The following is a 22,587-nucleotide window of genomic DNA, read 5'->3' on the forward strand; positions in this document are numbered from 1 at the left end:
CTATAAGAAAGCGAAACTAAAAGAGACAGGAAAAATTTATGAAATAAGACATGTAAGTAACTTTCTCTTGTTATCCTAAAAGGCTCCTAGAAAACGAAAGAATCAGGATATGACGTTAAAGGACTAGGCGGTTTTTGCTTGGTTTTTTAATTTTCTGATTAAATTTTTTGGAATATGGGAATGGAATAGAAAGGAGGACGATTGAATGGATACGTTTTTATATATTCTTTATACATTTTTATATACGGCATTATTGATATGGGGATTATATGGTATAAGAAAGCAAGAGTTGGCCAAATGGAGCAGTGTTATTTATATAGTTATACTCCCACTGATTTATGATAATTTGATACTAGCAACAGGCAAGTGGATTGGCGAAGGAGAATTATTGGAAAGCTTAAACTTCTCTCGTTTTTGCTTGCACGCTTTAATAACCCCACTACTTGTAATGTATTCAATAGGAACACTACGAGAAAGTGGAATTGAATGGGCAAAGAAAAAATGGTTAGTTATAGTAGGTATTATTTATACGATTGGTTTAATGGTTTTTGAATTTTTAGTAGAGGTTGTTGGATTGGAAATTGAAGTGGTGAAGGAGTATGGTGTCGTCAGCTATTCGAATGTGGAGGAAGCGACAGGCCCGCCAATTATGGTGTTATTTGTAACACTTATTCTTATTGTAGCGAGTGCAATCGTATGGAAAAAAACAAAATGGCCGATTTTCTTTATAGGTGCCATAGTTATGACTATTGGAAGTGCCGTACCTCTTAATATAGAAAGTGGAGCAGTGACGAATGCATTTGAGTTGTTTTTAATCTTTACATTAATATGGACTAAACGACGTTTGATAACAGGACAGCTTCATGATAAATAGCATCAGGATAAAAGGCATACTAGATTCTAGTATGCCTTAACAGCCTAACTGTTTACGATTTGATCCACAGGAGGTGCAGTTTTTGGTTCTGGAACTTTTGTTAGAATGATAAAGCCAATAATGAATAGTATTATCAGACTAAATACTCCGTAGGAAGAGTTTCCTGTTACTTGTGCAGTAATAGCTACTAATAGCGGTCCCATAATAGATGCAAATTTACCAAAGATATTATAAAATCCGAAAAACTCATTGGAATTTTCTTTTGGAACTATTTTAGCGAAATAGGATCTACTAAGGGCTTGAATACCGCCTTGAGAAGTGGCGACAAGCATTGCTAAGATCCAGAAGTCAACTATAGTATCTAAGAAAAATGCATAACTACATACAATAATATAAACAATGATCCCCACATATAGCATTTTCTTTTCCGTAAATTTAGAAGCTAATTTCCCATATAAAAGTGCAAAAGGTCCAGCGACAACTTGAGTGGCAAATAGGACTATAAGTAAACTTGTTGCACTCAATCCTAAATCAGATCCATAAGCTGTAGACATGGAAATAATCGTACCAACTCCATCAATATAAAAAAAGTATGCTAGTAAAAACAAAAATACTGTGCGATATTGTCTAATTTCTTTGAAGGTGTTTCCTAATCGTTTAAAACTTTCAACGATTAAATTTCCTTCTTTCTCCACAAAGTGAATTTGCTTTACATTTTTGAACATTGGGATAGAAAATATAACCCACCAGACCGCTGTTATTACAAATGCAATTCGACTAGCATTTGTCGACGAAATAGGGATAATTTCTCTCTGAGCCAATAAAATAATGACAATACTAAGTAAAAATGGAATAGTGGACCCAATATAACCAAGGCTATAACCACGTGAAGAGACTTTATGCATCCGTTCATTGGTTGTGACGTCAACAATAAAGCCGTCATAGAAGACGTTTGCTCCAGTTGCACCGAGTGCGGCAAGGGTATAAAAGATTAATAATAATAGCCAGTTATCAAAAGGCACAAATGCTAACATCGTAGTAAATGTAACTCCTAACACAAAGAAAAAAGTAAAAAATTTCTTTTTCATCCCACGATAATCTGCGATTGTTCCTAGAATTGGTCCTATCAAGGCAAGTATAAAAGTAAAAATAGCAATTGTATATCCGAGATATGCTGTGGAATCTGCTGCATCAACCCCCCCAGCTGTTGCGGATGCTTTGTAAAAGATAGGGAAAACAGCTGTAGTAATAGTGATTGAATAGGCAGAAGAGCCCCAATCATAAAGAGACCAGCTATTCTCTTCTTTTGTGAATTTTTTCAATATTTTCATCCCTCCAAGCCTTGTTATAAATTATTGTACATCAAATAAATAAAGGGGAGTATAAATAATTCAGAAAAATAACTTAAATTTACATTATTAATATTGAAGAGGAGAAATAAGGAATAAACTTTATATAAAGGAGTAGATTTTATGAAACCTATTAGTGAACAAAAAGCAATAATAGATATCGGTTCCAATTCTATACGTCTAGTAGTTTTTAGTTATAGCAGTAAAGAGGGGTTAGTAGAACATTATAATTATAAAACCGTAGCACGCTTAAGTATGCATATTGATACATTTGGAAATTTAAGTGAAGAAGGTATTCACCTTTTAATAGAAACATTATTTAATTTCAAAAAAATTTTAGATGATTTATCAGTAACCGATGTATTTGCTGCTGCTACTGCGGCTGTTAGGCAAGCGGAAAATCGTGAAACTATCATAACCAAGGTTAAACAACAAACAGACATAAAAGTAACTATAATATCTGCTAAAGAAGAAGCATATTATGGTTATTTAGCAGTAATACATTCTACTAGTATCCCCACAGCTGTAACGATCGATATGGGTGGAGGAAGTACGGAAGTTACATACTTTGAAAACAAAGAAATGAAGTTTTCGCATAGTTTCCCATTTGGAGCAGTTTCATTAAAAAAGAGATTTATAACGAACGGTTTTATGACAACAGAGGAAAAGATATCGCTTTTAGAATTTGTTAGAGAACAATTTCAATCGCTTGAATGGTTACATAATTTGCAAGTGCCAATCATTGCTATTGGGGGCAGCGCACGTAATATAGCACAAGTAGATCAGGAAAGAAAAAACAATTCTTTGCATGGAACTCACCAATACGAGTTAAGCGCAGTGGATTTGCAGGAAATAAGTTATAAATTCACCCAATCATCTTTAGAAGGGTTAAAGAAAATAGATGGCTTATCCAGTGATCGAGCGGATATTATTGTACCTGCTTTAGAAACTTTTCGCGTATTTATGGAAGTGGTACAAAGTATGGTCTTTATATATAGCAAAAAAGGACTGAGGGAAGGGGTAATTTACGCTCAGCTTATAAAATATTTTCCAGATGATTTTAACGTTAATAGTGTAACAAAAAATGCTGTTCGGCATGTGTTAGGGAAATTTCATGTTGATGAACATATATCACTTCATCTATATGAAATATTTTCTTCGATATATAACAAATTTGGACAATGGGGTTATATTACCCCAATGCAAAATGATGCCTTACTTCAATATGCCTACCAACTATTTCATATTGGAAAGGAAATTGATCAGGAGGCATCTAGTCAGCATACTTTTTATCTGTTAACTAATTTAACAATAGATGGGATTTCAAACAAGGATCGCTTGAAATTAGCCTTACTTGCATCGTACAAAAATAAAGATACCTTTAAACAATATATAGACCTCTATCCACATACTATTAATAGTACGGAAAGTAAGCAACTTCGAGATATTGGTGCATTAATCCGTTTTACGAAAGGGATGGACGTCCTTGGAAGATCTCATATAAAGAATGTTTCCATTAAAAGATCCATGGATAAAATTGAATTTATATTTTTAGTTGTTGGAAATAATATTTTAGAACAATACCAAGCTGAAAAACTGAAAAAACATTTAGAGAAAATAGTTCATGTAGAAGTGGAGTTGAAGTTTTTAGACATGGAGGAAATTGAGTGATGACTAATAAGACTGTAGAAAAACATCCTTTTAATGACTATGCCTATTATAATAACAGAGAAATCAGCTGGCTAGCTTTTAACGAGCGAGTTCTCGAAGAAGCGGAAGATGAGTCGAATCCTCTTTTAGAGCGGATGAAGTTTTTGGCTATATTTAGTTCCAATTTAGATGAGTTTTTTATGGTTCGTGTAGCAGGATTACAAGATCAGGTTCGTGCAGGATTCAATAAACCTGAAAACAAAGCAGGGTTGACACCAAAAGAGCAGTTAAATCGTATTGCATCTATTACAAAACAATTAGCCTCGAGGCAAATGAAAATCTATAAAGAACTAATTGAAAAACAACTCCCAAAGCAAGGGATTTCTTTAGTTAAATATAGTGAACTAACTACCGCTCAAAAGAAGGAACTGCAGAAATTATTTGAAGAAGAAATTTTTCCTGTTTTAACACCGATCGCGGTAGATGCATACCGTCCATTTCCTATATTGTTGAGTAAAACAATGAATATTTTAGTCATGATTGAAGACAATCAATATGATTTAGTGGAACAAAATAAGATTGCCATTGTACAAGTACCGTCTGTTCTAAAGCGTTTTATCCAAGTTTCTACAGTTGATGGTTCATTTGTAGCTGTCCTGCTTGAAGATGTCATTATTGAACATATTTCCAAGCTTTTTCATGGGTACCATGTGAAGCATGCGAACCCTTTCAGAATAACACGTAATGCAGATTTAACTCTCCATGAAGAGGGGGCGCGAGATTTATTAATTGAGATAGAAAAAGAATTGAAAAAACGGAAGTGGGGCGCAGTTAGCCGATTAGAAGTAAAAGTAAGTGAAATAAAGCCTAAGTTATTAAATTACTTGCTGGACGAGCTAGAAATTCAACCAGAGGATGTCTATAAAGTAGATGGCCCATTAGATGTAACTTTTTTGTTTTCCTTCATTAAAATTTTTAAAGGGAAGCATATGCACTTATTCTATGAACCTTTTATACCACAACCACCACTAGACATAGCTAGTGATGAAGATGTTTTTGCGAAGCTTCAAAAACAAGATTTATTTTTTCATCATCCCTATGAATCTTTTCAGCCAATCATAGATTTCATCGAAAAGGCAGCTGACGATCCCTCCGTATTGGCTATCAAGCAAACTTTGTACCGTGTTAGTGGGAATTCTCCTGTAATTCTTGCATTAAAGCGTGCTGCAGAAAATGGAAAACAGGTGACTGTGTTAGTAGAGTTAAAAGCTCGTTTTGATGAAGAAAATAATGTGCAGTGGGCAAAGGAGTTAGAAAAAGCAGGGTGTCTCGTAATTTACGGCATGCATAATTTAAAAACGCATTCCAAAATAACATTAGTTGTTCGAAGAAGGAACAATAGAATTGAGCAATATGTCCATCTCGGTACAGGAAATTATAATGATCAAACTGCAAGAACATATACTGATATGGGAATTATTACGGCAAACAAAAAAATTGGTTCAGATGCCACCCAATTTTTTAATTTCCTCAGTGGATATACCGACAAACCTAACTATGATAAATTAGTCGTTTCACCATTTGATATTCGAGATAAATTCATTAGTTTAATAGATGAGGAGATAGAGTACCATAAGGCTTTTCATAATGGACATATAAAACTAAAGATGAATTCCCTTACTGATAAAGATTTAATATTAAAGTTATACGAAGCCTCTTCTGTTGGAGTGAAAATTGATTTAATAGTTAGGGGAACTTGTTGTTTGTTACCTAAAGTTCCAGGAGTTAGTGAGAATATAAATGTGACGAGTATAGTTGGAAGATTTTTAGAACATTCTAGAATTTACTGGTTTTATCGTAATGGAGCATCGCGATTATATCTATCCTCAGCGGATATGATGACTAGAAATATGGTAAAGCGCGTAGAGATATTATTTCCAGTATTATCTCCTTCTATTAAAAAGAGAGTAATGGAAATTTTAGATTTAGAATTACGAGACAACGTTAAAGCGCGAGTCCAAGATCAAAATGGAAAATATCACTATAAAGACAAAACGGAATGCGAAGTAGATAGTCAGCAGATCTTATTAGAAAAATCACGAAAGTATATACCAGAGGAATAGATAAAGGAGCTGAAACCATTGGTTCAGCTCCTTAAGTTACTTTTTATCCTCTTCTGAAACTACATAAGCAAGATCGTCATTTCCGAATAATTGAAGTACATCCAAAACAGTGCGTGTATCAATAATGGTTGAATTTTTCTCTGTAGTTTCCATTAGTTCTAGAATAACATTGTTGGAAGCTTGGTTGGGATATGCTCTATTATAAAGCTCTAAAGGATTAATATCATGATTTATACACCATTGGACATAAATTTGGATCATCATATTTTCATCTGCTTCATACTGTTCGATTACTTTGTTTTTCATGTCAAACCTCCTTATGAAAGAGAGTCAATTACCTGCCAAATATTCGAGGCTATTTCTTTTATTTCAAGTGACTGCGCTGTATTGTTCATCGTATTTGAAAAGCTATTTACTACTGTTTCCAAAAGAAACTTCCTAGTGTTATTACTTTTTAGTTCATCGATGATGAAGTTCATCAATTCAATTTCCTGTAGCTTCAATTTTTTCTCATTTGTTTCTTTAAATGTCTGGATTAATTGAATCACATGTTCTTTAGTAATCCGAACTTCATCATAAAAATGATTAAAAACAAACGTGTCAATAATAACTTCATCGGACTCCACTAAATCTCCCATTAGTGAATCCATACGGTTCATCACATAGTTAACTAGTTCGACAGTAGAAACTTCTTTAGATTTAACTGTCCAAGGATGCTGCATCTGTTGAATCATTCCTAATAACAAGATAGCGCTATCTACTGAGCATTTCCGTGATTTTGCCCCGTATACATCTACTATCCTTTTGGCTAACCATTTTACTTCTTCATAATGATTTTTTTTGATAATATCCCTTAGCTCTGAATCTTGTGAGTGGAAGATAACTAAAAAAATTGGTACTAAGTTTCGTTCTTTGTATACATCCATGCGGACTATTAATTGCTGTATTAATATGTCTTTGTTATTGATATCTTGATGTATCAATAATTCCCTACGCTTCAGATCCGTTTCTTCCTTTGCGTTGTCAATTATAGAAATGATACATTCGTTCTTTGACGAAAAATAATTATAAAATGTACCTTTTGATATTTTACTTTCATTTATTATATCTTGGACAGAAGTTGCGGCGAATCCATTTTTTATAAATAATTTTTGAGCAGTCAATAATACTTGATGCTTTCTATTTTTCATATTTACACACCTTTTATACTACAAGTCTAGTATCATAATACAAAACAAACACTATTAAATCAACAAATTAAAGATGTAAGCGTTTTTTGCGATTGCATTTTTTGGACTAAGGGTATAAAATGTTCAAAGTAGTATACAACTAGTGGAAAATACGCACAAAATTTTAGGAGGATAAATAAGAATGAACGAAACGCAACAAAAACCCCCATATGCCATGATTGCAATCCTATTTGTAGGAGCATTCATAGCTTTTTTAAATAATACGTTATTAAACGTAGCTTTACCTACTATTATGGTTGAATTTGATGTTAAAGCGTCAGTTGTTCAATGGCTTACTACGGGATACATGCTTATCAATGGTATTTTAATACCTGCGAGTGCGTATTTTGTAACTAAGTTCTCGAACAGAAAGTTATTTATTACCGCAATGACCTTATTTTCATTAGGTACATTTTTGGCGGCTATTGCACCAGAGTTTTGGGTCCTTATATTAGCTCGTATGATTCAAGCGGCAGGATCAGCAGTAATGATGCCTTTGTTAATGAATGTTATGTTGACTGCATTCCCTATTGAACGAAGAGGGACAGCAATGGGATTATTTGGTCTAGTAATGATTATGGCTCCAGCAATTGGACCAACATTATCAGGTTTCATCATTGAACATTACACTTGGAGAGTATTGTTCGAGTTAATCTTACCATTGGCTGTTATCGTATTGATATTTGCGATTTTCAAGTTAAAAAATATTACTCCGAACAAAGATATGAAACTAGATATTTTATCACTAGGTTTATCTTCAATCGGTTTTGGCGGTCTATTATATGGATTTAGTTCTGCAGGAGATAAAGGATGGGATGCACCGATTGTATATAGTACAATCGCAATCGGAGTAATTGCTCTTGTAATTTTTGTCCTAAGACAATTAAAACTAGATGAACCATTATTAAATTTACGTATTTATAAATATCCAATGTTTGCATTATCGTCTGTCATTTCAGTAGTTGTTTCAGCTGCAATGTTCTCAGGTATGATATTAACACCTTTGTATGTACAAACAATTCGCGGTATTTCACCACTAGATTCTGGTTTGTTAATGCTTCCAGGAGCATTGGCAATGGGGTTAATGTCACCAGTAACAGGAAAGTTGTTTGATAAATACGGTGCTCGTTCGTTAGCGGTCATCGGTTTAATAATTACAACGATTGCAACATATATGATGAGTAATTTAGCTGCAGATTCGGATTATTATTACATCATGGCAGTATATACAATCCGTATGTTAGGTATGTCCATGGTAATGATGCCTATTATGACAAATGGTCTAAATCAATTACCGATGAAGATGAATCCTCATGGAACTGCAGTGAACAACACGTTACAGCAAGTTTCAGGAGCTATAGGTTCTGCAATATTCATCACGATAATGAATGCTAGAATGGAATCAAAAGGTACAAGTTTATTCGAAGAAGCAGCGAAAGCTGGAAATGTGCCGACTGCTACAGATGCTTTAGCGCAGTTTAAAATGCAACTTGGTGCTCAAGCAATGTTAGAAGGGATCAATTTCACTTTCTTCATCGCTACTCTTGTTACAGTTGTAGCTTTAGTGTTATCCCTATTCGTCAAACGAGTGGATATATCTAAAAGATAAATAGGTGAAGCATAAATTTTAAACGAGGCGAGAACAAAACTCTCCTCAAAAATAGAAAGCCCTGGAAATTTTACGATGATTAGTAAAGTTTTCAGGGCTTTCTATATAAATTTACATAAAGTTGTTGTTTATGTTTTGGCTAACTCTGTCCGGCTTATCATCCACGTATAATGCTGAAATTCATCTTATGTGGTGACACGCAATCAGAATTCTTTGGTCGCAAAATAGAAGACCATTGTTTATTTTATTAATTTGATGATAATATAGCAATATTTATCAAAAGTTCTTTCTTTTTATTCGTTATGATTATCTTGAGGTGAGTGAGTTGTATTACAGTGAAATAACGCGAAAGACAGTCTCTTATATAGAGAGTAATTTGACGGAAGATATTAATCTAGATAGTTTCACTTCCGTTATTGGATATTCGAAATTTCATTTATCCAGGTTATTTAAAAAAGATACAGGGAAGTCAATTGTGGAATATATACGTCTACGCCGATTAGCATTGGCTGCGACACTTCTGTTAGAAACGGAAGAATCAATTTTAACAATTGGTTTTTTATTTCGCTTTCAATCTCAAGAGGCTTTTTCAAGAGCGTTTAAAGAAGTGTACAGCTTGCCTCCAGGAAAGTATCGCCAGTTGATGAGAGCTGTACGAATAATAAAGGAGGAGAATGATTTGAACAAACAGGAACAGATTAATGGCTGGAACTTAAGTGGTTCTTATACTGAGCTATATGAGTTAACGGTAGATGATAAGGTATTTCACACAGGGACAAAGTCGGGATTGCTTTTTGCTAGGGGTGAGGCAAATGAACAACAATTTGGGACAATGATGCAAGGGTTTCAGGCAGAAAATTACAAGAATAAAAGAATAAAAATGTCATGCTTCTTAAAAACTGAACAAGTGACCAAATGTGGTGCTTGGCTTCGTATTGACAATGTTTCTGGTGATACACTTCAATTTGACAATATGGATAGTCGCTCTATTCATGGGACTACAGACTGGAATCACTATTCTATTGTTTTAGATGTTCCAGAAGAAAGTGCTTCCATTCACTTTGGCGTTTTACTTGTTGGTAAAGGAAAAGTGTGGGCAGATGGTTTTCGTTTTGAAGAAGTCAATGAGAAAGTAGATTCGACAAATATGCTTTTCCAAGATAACTTACCGAAACAACCAATTAATCTAGATTTTAGTGAGTAATCACTGCCTACTTTTCTACTTCATCTATAACGTACTAGGAATAAAACAGAAAAAAGAGCTTGTATAGCACAAGCTCTTTTTTACAAATCAAGTAATATTTTAGTTGTTTTGATTAATTTCCTCTGTTAATAATTCCAATTCGTCAATCAAGGAACCTATATAAGCGATCGTATCTTTTAACGGCTTATCCGTCGTAATATCCACACCCGCCATTTGCGCTAGCTCTACAGGTGATTTAGTGCCTCCAGCCTTCAATACTTCTGTCCATTCGTCTACAGCAGTTTGTCCTTCTTCTAATATTCGTTTGGATACTTGAGTGGAGATAGTTAACCCAGCGCTATATGTGTACGGATACAATCCCATATAGTAATGAGGTTGGCGCATCCACGTAAGCTCAGCCCCTTCTGTAATTTCTACTGCATCACCCCAGAATTCTTCTAAAACGCTACGTTTATAATCATTAAGAATTTGTGCATTTACATTTAAACCTTGATCGATTCGGTCATACACTTTACGTTGATATGCAGCCTCCAATAAATGAGTTACAAAATTATGATAGTACGTACGAGCTACTATAGAAGAAATTACCCAACGTTTAAATTTAGGGTCATCCGAATTTTTTAGTAAATGGTTGGCCACAAGCATTTCATTCATCGTGGAAGGAGCTTCAATGAAATATAGTGATGGGCGAGCGTTAAAGATATTCTGCTCTTTGTTTGCATAATAGAAATGCCCAGCATGACCTAATTCATGCGCTAGAACAAATACTTCATTCATCCGACTAGACCATGAAATTAGAATATATGGATGACTGCCGTAGGGGCTAGAGCAAAATGCACCAGTTGATTTCCCAGCATTTTGAGGGAAATCTATCCAACGTTCTACGTATGCACGATTGACCATTTCAATATATTCTTCCCCCATAACAGATAGTGCATCATCAATATAGTTTTTGGATTCCTCAACGGATATTTTGGGCTCATATGTGGGATCAAGAGATATTTTTAAATCCGCAAACGTCATTTTTTCTAGTCCATGTTCTTTTTGAAGCAATTTCGCATATTTTCTCATATGAGGTGCGAGTTCCTTCGTGATTAAATCAATTTGTCTATTATATAAAGAGCGGTCAACATCCTGGTTAAATAACAAGTAATCATAAACAGAATCATAGCCTCGTAGATCTGATGTTGTTTTCTCCATTTGCAAGTGCATATCATACGTTTTAGCGGTCGTATGTTGGTATTCTTTTAATTTTTTAGAAAAAGATTCGAATGCCGCTCGTCTTTTTTCTGTGTCAGCTTCTCCTTCCCAGTCATTCTCAAATGACACATAGCTAAGGGGATACTCTTGACCATTCACCTCAAAATTATCAAACGCAATATCAAGCATTTTAGTAGTATCGTATAACTTATAAGGTGCTCCAAATGAAGCGGAGAAAGCAGCAAGTGTTTTTTCAACCTCAGGATGAAGTTGATATTTTTTCTTTGCTAGTAACTTATCTAAATAAATTTGGTGAGCTGGAGATTTTGATATAGCTTCTTTAATGATTGCTTCCGGTAGTTCTACTAGTTCACTATTTAAGAAAGATAATTGACTGCTTACCTTTGCGGAAAGTGAACCGAATTTACTTGCTCTCATTTGTGCGTCGGTATTTGTTTGATCTGTACTTAACGAAAGACTAGCAAATGCTCCCGCAGGTACTATTTTCTCATATAGTTTCGTATATTCAATAAGTGCATTCACAACATCTGTAGCATTTTGGATGTTCCCGTGATAACGATTATTGAACTCCAATGCACCTTGTTCTATCTCTTTTAATGCTTCTGAAAAGTCATTTTCGGTCTGAAATAAATCATTTAAATTCCAAGTTTCTTCTGTCTTTACTTCGTCTCGCTTAGGCATATGGTTTACCATTTTATCTCTCCTCATTATTACGGATTTCGAACTATTAATAGTATATATATAATTAATTGAAAAGTAAAAACATATATTTTATTCAATTTATACCATAAAATGTATGTAATATTAGTATAAATAATAAAATATATCGCTTAATCTATCCTTGAAAAAATATTTTTAAGGAAAATATTAGAATTATAGAACAAGGAAATTGACCTATAAAACGTTATTTTATAAGGACTTAACGACTGCTTAAAATAATTATACTAATCTAATATTGTTAATTTTCTAAAAATGAAGAAAAATTAGTATAGACTGAATTTAAAGTTTGTTTTACAATAGGGTTGTTCTTACAAAATGATAATGTTTGAGTTTATGCTTGCTAAAAAGAGAGAGCGAGTAGTATGACTTATAAATTCAGAATTATCAAACAAAATGGGGGTAGTTATATGAAGAAATCGAAATTTGCATCACTTTTCCTTTCATCTACTTTATTGATCGGAATTTTAGCTGGGTGCGGAGCAGAAGAAGGAAATAGTTCAGAGGGTGGGGACACTATTAAAATAGGTGCAAATCTTGAGCTTTCTGGAGCTGTGGCCTCTTATGGAACATCCGAAGCAGATGCTATCGATTTGGCTGTTGAAGAGATCAATGCTGCTGGGGGTATAGATGGGAAACAAATCGAACTTATTAAAGTAGACAATAAATCAGATGCAGCTGAAGCAACAAACGCAGCCATCAAATTAACAAGTCAAGACAAAGTAACAGCTATTATTGGAGCTGCAACTAGTGGTAACTCCGTTGCTCAAGTTCAAATAGCAACAGACACAAAAACACCAATGATTTCTCCTTCAGGAACAAGTACTACAGTAACAGTAGGAGATGATGGAAAGGTAAATCCATTCACATTCCGTACAGCGTTTATCGATCCTTTCCAAGGAACGGTAGCTGCAAACTTCGCTGCTAATGAGTTAAAAGTTAAAACAGCAGCAGTGTATGCAGACAACGCAAGTGATTATGCAAAAGGTCTTGCAGCAGCATTCATTAAAGATTTTGAAGCAGCTGGAGGAAAAATTGTTGCAGAAGAATCATATGTGGCGAAAGATACTGATTTCCGTTCAAATTTAACTCGTATTAAATCTTCTAATCCTGAATTTGTATTTATTCCTGGATATTATGAAGAAGTTGGTTTAATTGTTAAGCAAGCACGTGAATTAGGAATCACAGTTCCGTTAATGGGAGCAGATGGTTGGGATTCTCCAACACTTGTTGACTTAGCTGGCGCGGATGCTTTAAATAATTCATACATTATTACTGCTTATTCATCTGAAGATCCAGATGGAAAAGCGAAAGAGTTCTCTGACAAATTTAAAGAAAAATATGGTAAAGATCCTAACTCATTCAATGCACTTGGGTATGATACAGTTTATCTATTAAAAGATGCAATTGAGCGTGCTGGTTCAACAGATGGAACAAAAATTAAAGAAGCAATTGAATCTACAGATCAATTGGAACTTGTAACAGGATTATACTCTGTTGATGAAAATCACCATCCGATTAAATCGGCTACGATTATTGAATTCGTAGATGGAGCGCAAGTATTTAAAACGAAAGTTAATCCTTAAGATTCTTATGATTAATAGGGGGGATTGATATCCCTCCTTTTCTATTTCTAAAATTATTGAAATCTTAAGTTATAGGAGTGAAAAATTATGGAATGGGTTCAACAATTGATAAACGGTATTTCACTCGGGAGTATATACGCTTTAATCGCCCTCGGTTACACGATGGTTTATGGAATTATTAAACTGATCAACTTTGCACATGGGGATGTGTTCATGGTCGGTTCGTTTATTGGATTCTATTCTATTACAGTGTTTAATTTAGGCTTCTTTCCAGCGCTTATTATTTCGATGGCAGCTTGTGCGTTATTCGGAGTTATTATTGAACGAATTGCTTACAAACGCTTGCGAAATGCTACAAGAATAGCAGCGCTTATTACTGCAATCGGTGTATCGCTATTAATAGAATATGGCGTCATTTATATTAGAGGAGCTCAACCAGAAGCGTATCCAGATGTGTTTTCCAATCGTTCGTTTGCATTTTTAGGTGCACAAATTAGCATTCAGTCTATTCTTATTTTATCGGTATCTGTTGTATTAATGATTCTGTTACAGTTTATTGTGCATAAAACAAAAACTGGAAAAGCGATGAGGGCCGTTTCTCATGATACGGAAGCAGCTAAACTGATGGGAATAAATGTTGACAATACAATATCTGCAACTTTCGCAATTGGCTCAGCTTTAGCAGGAGCAGCTGGTGTTATATTCGGTGTGTATTATACAAAGATCGATCCGTTAATGGGGGTAATACCAGGGGTGAAGGCATTTGTTGCAGCCGTTCTTGGTGGAATTGGCATAATCCCTGGAGCAATGGTAGGTGGATTAGTACTTGGAGTGGTGGAAACGGTTGTTAGTGCTTTAGGGTTCTCTTTATGGAGAGATGCTGCCGCATTCGTCATTTTAATATTAATTCTAATCTTTAGACCATCTGGCATCTTTGGAAAAAATACACGAGAGAAAGTGTAGGTGATACATAATTATGAAAAAGTCAAAACAGTTTTGGCTATTTATTATAGCTGCAGTATTGGTTTATGCAGTGGTTCAATTTTTTATTGCAAATGGAACGATGAATCAATTTTATTCTAATACATTTATATTTATAGCTATCAACATAATTTTAGCGGTCAGCCTACATCTAGTAATTGGAATTACGGGACAATTTTCTATAGGTCATGCTGGTTTCTTAGCGGTAGGAGCATATATCTCAGCAATTGTAACGATGAAATTGGATTTGCCTTTTATAGTTGCTATTATTGTCGGAGGAATGGTTGCTGCTTTAGCGGGACTAATTGTCGGTATTCCGAGTTTGAGATTAAAAGGGGATTACTTGGCAATTGCAACACTTGGTTTTGCAGAAATTATTCGCATTGTATTTTTAAATATTGACTATGTTGGTGGGGCTGCAGGAATGCAGGTTTCACATTTGACGACTTGGACATATGCGTTTGTTTGCCTAGTCATCACCATTATAGTAATCGTCAACTTTACTAATTCAAGGCATGGGATAGCTGCAATTTCTGTTAGAGAAAATGAAATTGCTTCTGATGCGATGGGGATCAATACTACTTATTATAAGGTAGCTGCTTTTGCGATTGGCTCCTTTTTTGCTGGAGTTGCAGGTGCTTTGTATTCTCATAACTTTTATATCATTCAACCAAGTCAATTTGGATTCTTAAAATCTTTTGATATTTTAATATTTGTTGTTCTTGGTGGGTTAGGAAGTCTTTCCGGTGCCGTACTTTCCGCAATTTTATTGACGGTTGTTTCCACGTATCTTCAAGGATATCCTGAAACACGAATGATTATTTATAGTCTTGTATTAATTCTTGTTATGCTTTATCGTCCGAAAGGCTTGATGGGTACGATGGAAATTACGGATTATTTCAAGCTTTGGAGAACACCAAAAGGAGGCGATCAGCATGGAAAATAAACCTTTACTGGAAGTGAAAAATGCTGGCATTCAGTTTGGTGGTTTAAAGGCAGTACAAAACTTAAACCTAAAGTTGAACCAAGGAGAACTTGTCGGATTAATCGGCCCTAATGGAGCTGGAAAAACTACAAGCTTTAACTTATTGACTGGTGTCTACGTACCTACTGAAGGGGATATATTATTTAATGGGGAAAGAATAAATGGACTACAGCCTTTTAAAGTTACGAGAAAAGGGATAAGTAGAACATTTCAAAATATTCGTCTCTTTAACGAGTTAACTGTATTAGATAATGTAAAAGTTGCTTATCACTCTCTTGCTACCCATTCGATGTTAAGCTCTATTCTTCGACTGCCTTCTCATTTCAAAGGGGAGAGAGAGATGGAAGAAAAAGCATTAGAATTCCTAAGAATTTTTAAATTGGAGAAATATAAAGATGAACTAGCCAAAAATCTTCCGTATGGTCAACAAAGAAGATTGGAAATTGCTCGGGCATTAGCAGCAGGACCTCAGTTACTATTATTAGATGAACCTGCAGCAGGTATGAATCCACAGGAAACACATGACTTAATGAATCTAATTGGATTTGTTCGTGAAAAATTCGATTTAACTATTTTGTTAATCGAGCATGATATGAATTTAGTAATGGGCGTTTGTGAAAGAATATATGTACTCGATCATGGTCAACTTCTTGCGGAAGGATCACCAGAAGAGATCCGTAACCATCCTAAGGTTATAGAGGCTTATTTAGGGGAGGAAGTTCACGATGACAATGCTTAAAGTAGAAAATATAGATGTGTTTTACGGAAATATTCAAGCACTCCGTGATGTTTCCATTACTGTTAACCAAGGAGAAATTGTTTCATTGATTGGCGCTAATGGGGCAGGGAAAAGCACGCTGCTAAAAACTCTTTCTGGTTTGCTGAAACCTAAAAAAGGCAAAATAGAATTTCTGGATAAATCGATTTCAGGCAAACAAGCACAATCGATTGTGAAGGCTGGAATTTCCCATGTTCCAGAAGGAAGACGTGTTTTTGCGAATCTAACTGTTGAAGAAAACTTAGAATTAGGCGCATTTCTTCGAAAAGATAAACAAGGTATTCATCAAGATATGCAAAAAGTGTATGAAATCTTCCCGAGGTTATTAGAGCGTAAGAAACAACATTCTGGAACTCTTTCAGGGGGAGAACAACAGATGTTAGCGATGGGAAGAGCGATTATGGCAAAGCCTAAACTAGTACTATTAGATGAGCCTTCTATGGGGCTTGCTCCTTTAATGGTAAAAACAATATTTCAAGTGATTAAAGATATTAATAATGAAGGTACCACCGTTTTGTTAGTCGAGCAAAATGCTAATATGGCTTTATCAATTGCAAACCGTGGTTATGTTATTGAAACCGGAAGAGTAGTACTTTCAGGGTCAGCGCAGGAATTACAAAACAGCGCAGAAGTTAAACTTGCCTATCTGGGTGGGCATTAATAGTAAACTACGACTAGATATAGTCGTAGTTTTTTGTGTGTTAATGTTATATGATAGTAAATAATTATAAATTGGATCGTTTTTTAATAGGAGGGTTTTATTGAAAACTTTAAGATTTTGGATTATATCACTTATATGTTTTACTATGTTTGGGATAATATTTAGCACTCTAATTTCCAGTTATTTTGTGACGAAAGAAAGCTTAATAGAAAACTCTTTAGAGCAAAATAGGGTGTATTCTATGAAATTGGCACAAATGTCAGATGAAGCTTTTTCTTATATGCAAAACAATCTGGAAGCTCGGAAGTCAGATGTTGTTAAGGATATGGACAACCCTATAATAATCACTAGCATATTAGAGCAATTAAATATAAGTGGTAAGAATTTCAACTCTTTATCTGTTATCAATAACCAAGGAATCGTTATTGCAACTACACCAAATCTCGGAATAGTAGGAAATAAAATTACCTCGTCAGGTGTAAACGAAGCTAGAGCGAGGAAGGAGGCTTTTATCTCTAAACCGTATTATGCTCAAACGGGTAGATTATTAATACTAATAACTACTCCATTGTTTGGAGACAGTGGAGAATATTTAGGTATGTTAAATGGGACGGTATATTTGGAAGAAGGAAATTTTCTCCACAATATTCTTGCTGAACATTACTCGGAGGATGGATCTTATGTATTTGTAGTTGACACAGATGGAACTTTAATCTATCACCCAGACAAAGCTAGAATTGGACAATCCGTAGAAACTAACCTAGTTGTTCAAAAGTTAATGCAAGAGAAAAGTGGCGCGCTGCAGTTAGATAATACACAAGGACAGAACTTTCTTGCTGGTTATACATATATAGAGAAAAGTGACTGGGGAGTCGTCTCTCAGACCCCATTCAGTAGTGCCGTTAAACCTTTAACTGGAATTATGTTTACGATATTTACCATTTCATTGCCGTTAATTCTTATAATTATTGTTATTGCATTTTATGTCTCAACGAAGTTAGCTTCCCCATTACGGAAATTAGCCATTTATACTATGCGTGGAAAAGATGATCACGAATTATCCTTTGACATTCCTACATGGTATTTTGAGGCTAAACAACTGACAGAAACAATAGATAATTATAGAAAAAAACAAGAAGAAACGGTTGATATTATGAAGGCTTTATCTGTTACGGACTCATTGACTGGGTTGAAAAATAGAAGATATGCTGATTATTTGCTCGATGAATTAGTGAATAATAATATCGCTTTTTCATTAATCATGATAGATATAGATCATTTTAAAAAAGTTAATGATGAATTTGGGCATCTTGCTGGGGATCAAGTTCTCCATTTTGTTTCCAAAAGTTTGAAGAACATATGTAGTGATCAAGAAGAGTGTATTCGACTTGGAGGAGAAGAGTTTATCATTATTCTTCCGAAAAAGGTTATTCAGGAAGCATATATTTTGGGAGAACGTTTAAGAAAAACGGTTGAAGATTCGCTCCCACCTATTCATAAAAAAATTACTATTTCTCTAGGAGTTGGTGAGTATAAACCTGGTGAGAATATAAACGAAATCATGCATAGGGTTGACTTAGCTCTTTATGAAGCAAAATCCAATGGGCGTAATATTACCATAATGGCAAAATAAAAAAACGAGCAAAAAGGATGTTGTATTTAATCCTTTTGCTCGTTCTTTCTTAGTAAATAATAGATAGCTTCCACAATTAGCCCGATTACAAATCCAAAAGCAGTGAAGATGAACAAGGAGAGAATTCCTGCTAAGTCACCAAATTCCTCGGGACCAGTAATAAAAGAGCGATACATTTCAAAAAAACCGATGAATAATCCAATAGCGAAAATATAAAATGTTTTGTGCAATTTATACAATAGCAAAGAACCTGCTAAAACGCCTATTACTACTGAAAATGCAGCGAACGCAAGCACATTCATAATAACTAAGTCTTGACCAAGTACATATCTAACTCCTAAAATGAGTAAAAACATGGAAATAAAAATAATGGAGATTGCAATTTTGCCATAATTCTTTAACAATAAATTCGCCTTCTTTCCCTAACTAATCATACTGGAACATGATGATATTTCCAATAGAATATGCAAAAAACGAGAGGATTGATAAATATGGTAGAACATTATTTTCATTTAAAAGCGGATTGGCCAGGTAATCGTAATGATATAGGAACGATTCAAGCGCAAAATCTCCAAACAAAAATTTCGATTCCATTAGAAATGGATGGCCCTGGGGAAGGTACCAATCCAGATGAAATGTTGCTAGGAGCGGCAACGACGTGTTATATTATCACACTTGCTGCCATGCTCGAGAGAAGTCGTATAGAAAAGACATCTCTTGTTGTAGAATCATCTGCTGTAGTAGATGTAACAAATGGCATTTTCACATACAAAAAAATAATTCATCGACCAACTTTAGTGATAGTAAATGAAAAAGATTCCAAAATGGCCACACGTTTACTATCGAAAGCAGAGGATACTTGCATGATTAGTAGAGCTCTTAGAGGGAACGTGGAAATAGAGCTTGAACCAACTTTGCTTGTAGAGAAAGTGAAATAGGTAAAGAAACCTAAACCAAGGGAATACTTATTTTTCGTAAAGCTTATCACTTTCACCAAGTGATAGGCTTCACAAAAATCAATTTTTGAAAATATAAAATTATGAATTTCTGAAGCTAAACTAATAGTAAAATTTCATTACAATACATAAGCATAAACACAAATGAAGTGGCACAATGTCCCTAACAATATAAAAATATGAAATATTTCATGAAATCCTAATTTCTTTATAAATGGAATGTTTGGTTTTACCCCGTAAATAATTCCTCCAATAGTATAAGAGATCCCTCCCAAAATCAGATAAAGTAAACCTGTTGACCCTAGTGATTCCGCTAAAGTAGGCGTTAAGAAGATAATCATCCACCCCATGCCAATATAAATCGCAGTAGAGACCCATCTCGGACAGTCAAACCAGATCATTTTAAAACAAATACCACTTACTGCTAATAATCCAATTATAATAAATAGAACATAGCCAGCAGTGTTATTTAATGTAATCAGACAAAGTGGAGCGTATGTACCTGCGATTAAAATATATATCATGGAATGGTCTAAGCGTCTTAAAAACTTTATATTGCGGGCATCTCCTATCCACCAGTGATATGTAGCGGAAGCTGTATATAGCAAAATCATGCTAACTCCAAAAACAATAAGTGCTGTTAAAGTTAAGGGGGAACTATTAATTTCTATTCCTTTTACTAACAATAGTAGTAATCCCACTAGCCCAAATAGTGCTCCAAACAAGTGTGAAAGACTATTAAAAGGCTCTCTTATATATGCATTCATTTAAATTACTCCTATCTCTATATATAGTTTTAATAACTACATATAAATATATTGCTATTACACCACTTAGTCAAGGTTTACGTTGGATATTTAATAAGTTATGATAAACATAATGTATTGACAGGAGGTACGGTAATGAGTAAATCTGAAGACATTGCTCAAAAGTTAGATTTAGAGTCCACCATTCATGAAGATGATATTCCCATTATTGACTTGTATATGGACCAAGTGATTCAGTTATTTGATGCAAAGTATAATGACACTTTGCGCAATGAAGAGGAAAAAGTATTAACTAAAACAATGATCAATAATTACGCAAAGGGAAAGTTATTTATCCCTATAAAAAATAAAAGATATTCTAAGAAGCATATAATGTTGATCAATTTGATCTATCAGATGAAAGGTGCTCTTTCTATTAAAGATATTAAATCAGTGTTAGAGCCACTAAATGATAAAATGGAATCAGAGGATTTTCTTTTAGAGAAATTTTACAGGTCATGGATTATCATTCAACAAAACAATGCCCAAAACTTCCTAGAAGAGATGAAAACCCATGAAATTGTAGTAGAAAATCAGGAGGCAGATGAAAACGATCAACTTATATTACTAATTGCTTCACTTTCCAATATGAGTAATGCTTATCGAAAAGCAGCAGAACTATTAGTTGATGAATTGAACGAACGTAGAAAGGGGACATAACAGTGAAGACATTATGGACAAATGGGAAGATTTTCACGATGAAATCTGAAGGGGATTTCGTCGAAGCGGTATTAGTGGAGGATGGGACCATTATTAGTACAGGTTTCAAAAAAGATCTCCTCCCATTAGCAGATCAAATGGAATCCTTAGATGGAAGTGTCATGTATCCTGGGTTTGTAGATAGCCATATTCACTTAATCGGTCATGGTGAGAAATTATCTTATTTAGACTTATCTAGTTTTACCTCGATTAGTCAAATAAAAGAAGCGATAGTTGGTCATATCCAGAACAAAGAATGGTATGTGACGGAGGGCTGGGACGACAATAAATTGGAAGAAGGGCGCTCATTAACTTGTATGGATATCGACTTCATTGATGAAACGGCTGTAGTGCTTAAACGAGTATGTCGACATGTTCTAGTAGCGAATTCAAAAGCTATGAGATTAGCAGGTATTTCGAAAGACACTCCAAACCCTACTGGTGGAATAATCGGTAAAGATGAGAAGGGGGAACTTAATGGACTGTTTTATGATGAGGCACAGCGATTAATAACAGATTATATACCATCACCCACTACTGATTATTTAAAGAAAATTATTACTTCTAGTATAGAGGATTTGCAATCCAAGGGGTTAACCGGTGTCCATTCGGAGGATATGGCTTATTACGGGCACTATAATATCCCTTTACAAGCATACCGTGAAGTTGTAAAAAGTGGATTTAGAGTTCATTTATTACGTCATCATGATGTTTTTGAACAGATGCAGGATGAAGAGGAATCGGCTTTTATTGAATTCGGAGCGATGAAAATATTTGTAGATGGTTCGCTAGGTGGTAGAACAGCATTATTGTCTGAGGATTATGCAGATAAACCGGGAGAAAGAGGAATAGAGGTTCATAGCCCAGAAAAGCTAGAAGACTTAGTGAAGCTAGCTCGTAGGTATAAGGAGAATATAGCAGTTCATGTTATAGGAGATGAAGCTGTTGAAAAAGTATTAGACTTAATCGAAAAGTATCCTGTGACAGTTGGGAAAAAGGATCGGTTAATACATGTTAATGTTTTACGTGTGGATCTAATTGAACGTATGAAAAAGCTTTCCGTTGTATTGGATTTACAACCAATATTTGTAGCTTCGGATTTTCCTTGGGCAACAGAACGACTTGGAGCTACTCGCTTACCCTGGGCATATGCTTGGAAATCATTACTCGATGAAGGATTAGATTGTTCAGGAGGATCTGATTCACCTATAGAACTAGCTGACCCTTTGCTCGGAATTGAAGCAGCAGTTAATAATCTTCACTTACCCCAACAGGCTATAACGGTATACGAAGCAGTATCCTTATATACATCAGGTAGTGCAAAAGCAATTGGAAGAGAAAATAGCCGAGGATTCATATTGCCAGGGTATGATGCGGATTTTACTATTTTAGATAATGTCCTTGAAAAGGAAAATATTCTATCTACTAAAATAGTGCAAACAGTTATTGCAGGTGAAAGTGTTTATAAAATTCAAAAATGAAACTATTTAGCTAGTATAGTCGTATAATTATGAAGAAAGGAGTGA

Annotated in this window: 20 protein-coding genes; 14 read left to right on the forward strand and 6 right to left on the reverse strand. The window is 34.7% G+C overall.

The window, feature by feature from the left end:
- Window positions 1-205 precede the first annotated feature (205 nt).
- Window positions 206-874, forward strand: coding sequence for a phospholipid phosphatase (locus MHI47_RS08400; RefSeq protein ID WP_340830423.1), 669 nt, complete (start codon window positions 206-208; stop codon window positions 872-874).
- Window positions 875-918: 44 nt separating this feature from the next.
- Here the strand turns inward: MHI47_RS08400 and MHI47_RS08405 are convergent, their stop codons facing one another.
- Window positions 919-2,199 carry an MFS transporter gene (locus MHI47_RS08405; protein WP_340764437.1) on the reverse strand — a complete coding sequence of 427 codons (1,281 nt, stop codon included), beginning with the start codon at window positions 2,197-2,199 and terminating at the stop codon, window positions 919-921.
- 147 nt (window positions 2,200-2,346) lie between these two features.
- Here MHI47_RS08405 and MHI47_RS08410 point away from each other — a divergent pair, with 147 nt between their 5' ends.
- On the forward strand, window positions 2,347-3,894 hold the full coding sequence (locus MHI47_RS08410; RefSeq protein ID WP_340830424.1) for a Ppx/GppA family phosphatase: 1,548 nt from the start codon (window positions 2,347-2,349) through the stop codon (window positions 3,892-3,894).
- On the forward strand, window positions 3,894-5,996 hold the full coding sequence (locus MHI47_RS08415) for an RNA degradosome polyphosphate kinase (RefSeq protein ID WP_340832017.1): 2,103 nt from the start codon (window positions 3,894-3,896) through the stop codon (window positions 5,994-5,996). Before MHI47_RS08410 ends, MHI47_RS08415 begins: the two co-directional genes overlap by 1 nt.
- Window positions 5,997-6,032: 36 nt before the next feature.
- Here MHI47_RS08415 and MHI47_RS08420 read toward each other — a convergent pair whose 3' ends face one another.
- Both MHI47_RS08420 and MHI47_RS08425 read right to left on the reverse strand, forming a co-directional pair.
- Entirely contained in the window at window positions 6,033-6,302 is a 270-nt protein-coding gene (locus MHI47_RS08420) for a hypothetical protein (RefSeq protein ID WP_340830426.1), read from the reverse strand.
- Window positions 6,303-6,313: 11 nt separating this feature from the next.
- On the reverse strand, window positions 6,314-7,186 hold the full coding sequence (locus tag MHI47_RS08425; RefSeq protein WP_340830427.1) for a TetR/AcrR family transcriptional regulator: 873 nt from the start codon (window positions 7,184-7,186) through the stop codon (window positions 6,314-6,316).
- Between the two features lie 181 nt (window positions 7,187-7,367).
- Here MHI47_RS08425 and MHI47_RS08430 point away from each other — a divergent pair, with 181 nt between their 5' ends.
- Window positions 7,368-8,834 (forward strand): DHA2 family efflux MFS transporter permease subunit, encoded by a 1,467-nt coding sequence (locus MHI47_RS08430; protein WP_340830429.1) that lies wholly within the window; start codon window positions 7,368-7,370, stop codon window positions 8,832-8,834.
- Between the two features lie 325 nt (window positions 8,835-9,159).
- Entirely contained in the window at window positions 9,160-10,038 is an 879-nt protein-coding gene (locus MHI47_RS08435; RefSeq protein ID WP_340762191.1) for an AraC family transcriptional regulator, read from the forward strand.
- Between the two features lie 99 nt (window positions 10,039-10,137).
- On the opposite strand, the gene pepF is transcribed toward MHI47_RS08435, so the two are convergent.
- A complete protein-coding gene (pepF, locus tag MHI47_RS08440; protein WP_340830430.1) occupies window positions 10,138-11,952 on the reverse strand; it encodes an oligoendopeptidase F in 1,815 nt (604 codons plus the stop codon).
- 434 nt (window positions 11,953-12,386) lie between these two features.
- On the opposite strand from pepF, the gene MHI47_RS08445 reads away from it, so the two are divergent.
- The 6 genes from MHI47_RS08445 (at window position 12,387) to MHI47_RS08470 (ending at window position 18,600) form a co-directional block, all read left to right on the forward strand.
- A complete protein-coding gene (locus MHI47_RS08445; RefSeq protein ID WP_340830431.1) occupies window positions 12,387-13,562 on the forward strand; it encodes an ABC transporter substrate-binding protein in 1,176 nt (391 codons plus the stop codon).
- Window positions 13,563-13,649: 87 nt separating this feature from the next.
- A complete protein-coding gene (locus MHI47_RS08450) occupies window positions 13,650-14,525 on the forward strand; it encodes a branched-chain amino acid ABC transporter permease (RefSeq protein ID WP_093534478.1) in 876 nt (291 codons plus the stop codon).
- A 13-nt stretch (window positions 14,526-14,538) separates the two neighbouring features.
- The gene (locus tag MHI47_RS08455) at window positions 14,539-15,489 is read left to right on the forward strand and encodes a branched-chain amino acid ABC transporter permease (RefSeq protein ID WP_093534476.1); all 951 of its coding nucleotides are present in this window, start codon (window positions 14,539-14,541) and stop codon (window positions 15,487-15,489) included.
- The gene (locus MHI47_RS08460; protein WP_340762194.1) at window positions 15,479-16,267 is read left to right on the forward strand and encodes an ABC transporter ATP-binding protein; all 789 of its coding nucleotides are present in this window, start codon (window positions 15,479-15,481) and stop codon (window positions 16,265-16,267) included. Before MHI47_RS08455 ends, MHI47_RS08460 begins: the two co-directional genes overlap by 11 nt.
- On the forward strand, window positions 16,260-16,967 hold the full coding sequence (locus MHI47_RS08465) for an ABC transporter ATP-binding protein (protein ID WP_340764441.1): 708 nt from the start codon (window positions 16,260-16,262) through the stop codon (window positions 16,965-16,967). The genes MHI47_RS08460 and MHI47_RS08465 overlap by 8 nt, the downstream gene beginning before the upstream one ends.
- A 145-nt stretch (window positions 16,968-17,112) precedes the next feature.
- The gene (locus MHI47_RS08470; protein ID WP_340832018.1) at window positions 17,113-18,600 is read left to right on the forward strand and encodes a sensor domain-containing diguanylate cyclase; all 1,488 of its coding nucleotides are present in this window, start codon (window positions 17,113-17,115) and stop codon (window positions 18,598-18,600) included.
- Window positions 18,601-18,626: 26 nt separating this feature from the next.
- On the opposite strand, the gene MHI47_RS08475 is transcribed toward MHI47_RS08470, so the two are convergent.
- Complete coding sequence (locus tag MHI47_RS08475; RefSeq protein WP_340762195.1) at window positions 18,627-19,004, reverse strand: hypothetical protein; 378 nt, start codon at window positions 19,002-19,004, stop codon at window positions 18,627-18,629.
- 87 nt (window positions 19,005-19,091) lie between these two features.
- On the opposite strand from MHI47_RS08475, the gene MHI47_RS08480 reads away from it, so the two are divergent.
- On the forward strand, window positions 19,092-19,538 hold the full coding sequence (locus MHI47_RS08480) for an OsmC family protein (RefSeq protein ID WP_340830432.1): 447 nt from the start codon (window positions 19,092-19,094) through the stop codon (window positions 19,536-19,538).
- A gap of 137 nt (window positions 19,539-19,675) precedes the next feature.
- On the opposite strand, the gene trhA is transcribed toward MHI47_RS08480, so the two are convergent.
- On the reverse strand, window positions 19,676-20,323 hold the full coding sequence (gene trhA, locus MHI47_RS08485; RefSeq protein ID WP_340830434.1) for a PAQR family membrane homeostasis protein TrhA: 648 nt from the start codon (window positions 20,321-20,323) through the stop codon (window positions 19,676-19,678).
- 135 nt (window positions 20,324-20,458) lie between these two features.
- Here trhA and MHI47_RS08490 point away from each other — a divergent pair, with 135 nt between their 5' ends.
- Window positions 20,459-21,022, forward strand: a complete 564-nt coding sequence (locus tag MHI47_RS08490; RefSeq protein ID WP_093534464.1) for a DUF1836 domain-containing protein — start codon at window positions 20,459-20,461, stop codon at window positions 21,020-21,022.
- 2 nt (window positions 21,023-21,024) lie between these two features.
- On the forward strand, window positions 21,025-22,542 hold the full coding sequence (locus MHI47_RS08495; RefSeq protein WP_340830436.1) for an amidohydrolase: 1,518 nt from the start codon (window positions 21,025-21,027) through the stop codon (window positions 22,540-22,542).
- Window positions 22,543-22,587: the final 45 nt, after the last annotated feature.

Source organism: Psychrobacillus sp. FSL H8-0487 (assembly GCF_038008385.1).
GTDB classification, from domain to species: Bacteria; Bacillota; Bacilli; order Bacillales_A; family Planococcaceae; genus Psychrobacillus; species Psychrobacillus psychrotolerans.

Bases quoted from the DNA above. Each gene is read 5' to 3' on its own strand.
- MHI47_RS08445 (WP_340830431.1), top strand. From the start codon at position 12,387: ATGAAGAAATCGAAATTTGCATCACTTTTCCTTTCATCTACTTTATTG.
- MHI47_RS08415 (WP_340832017.1), top strand. From the start codon at position 3,894: ATGACTAATAAGACTGTAGAAAAACATCCTTTTAATGACTATGCCTAT.
- MHI47_RS08455 (WP_093534476.1), top strand. From the start codon at position 14,539: ATGAAAAAGTCAAAACAGTTTTGGCTATTTATTATAGCTGCAGTATTG.
- MHI47_RS08420 (WP_340830426.1), bottom strand. From the start codon at position 6,302: ATGAAAAACAAAGTAATCGAACAGTATGAAGCAGATGAAAATATGATG.
- MHI47_RS08430 (WP_340830429.1), top strand. From the start codon at position 7,368: ATGAACGAAACGCAACAAAAACCCCCATATGCCATGATTGCAATCCTA.
- MHI47_RS08410 (WP_340830424.1), top strand. From the start codon at position 2,347: ATGAAACCTATTAGTGAACAAAAAGCAATAATAGATATCGGTTCCAAT.
- MHI47_RS08470 (WP_340832018.1), top strand. From the start codon at position 17,113: ATGTTTGGGATAATATTTAGCACTCTAATTTCCAGTTATTTTGTGACG.
- MHI47_RS08490 (WP_093534464.1), top strand. From the start codon at position 20,459: ATGAGTAAATCTGAAGACATTGCTCAAAAGTTAGATTTAGAGTCCACC.
- MHI47_RS08425 (WP_340830427.1), bottom strand. From the start codon at position 7,186: ATGAAAAATAGAAAGCATCAAGTATTATTGACTGCTCAAAAATTATTT.
- MHI47_RS08480 (WP_340830432.1), top strand. From the start codon at position 19,092: ATGGTAGAACATTATTTTCATTTAAAAGCGGATTGGCCAGGTAATCGT.
- MHI47_RS08465 (WP_340764441.1), top strand. From the start codon at position 16,260: ATGCTTAAAGTAGAAAATATAGATGTGTTTTACGGAAATATTCAAGCA.
- MHI47_RS08400 (WP_340830423.1), top strand. From the start codon at position 206: ATGGATACGTTTTTATATATTCTTTATACATTTTTATATACGGCATTA.
- trhA (WP_340830434.1), bottom strand. From the start codon at position 20,323: ATGAATGCATATATAAGAGAGCCTTTTAATAGTCTTTCACACTTGTTT.
- pepF (WP_340830430.1), bottom strand. From the start codon at position 11,952: ATGGTAAACCATATGCCTAAGCGAGACGAAGTAAAGACAGAAGAAACT.
- MHI47_RS08450 (WP_093534478.1), top strand. From the start codon at position 13,650: ATGGAATGGGTTCAACAATTGATAAACGGTATTTCACTCGGGAGTATA.
- MHI47_RS08460 (WP_340762194.1), top strand. From the start codon at position 15,479: ATGGAAAATAAACCTTTACTGGAAGTGAAAAATGCTGGCATTCAGTTT.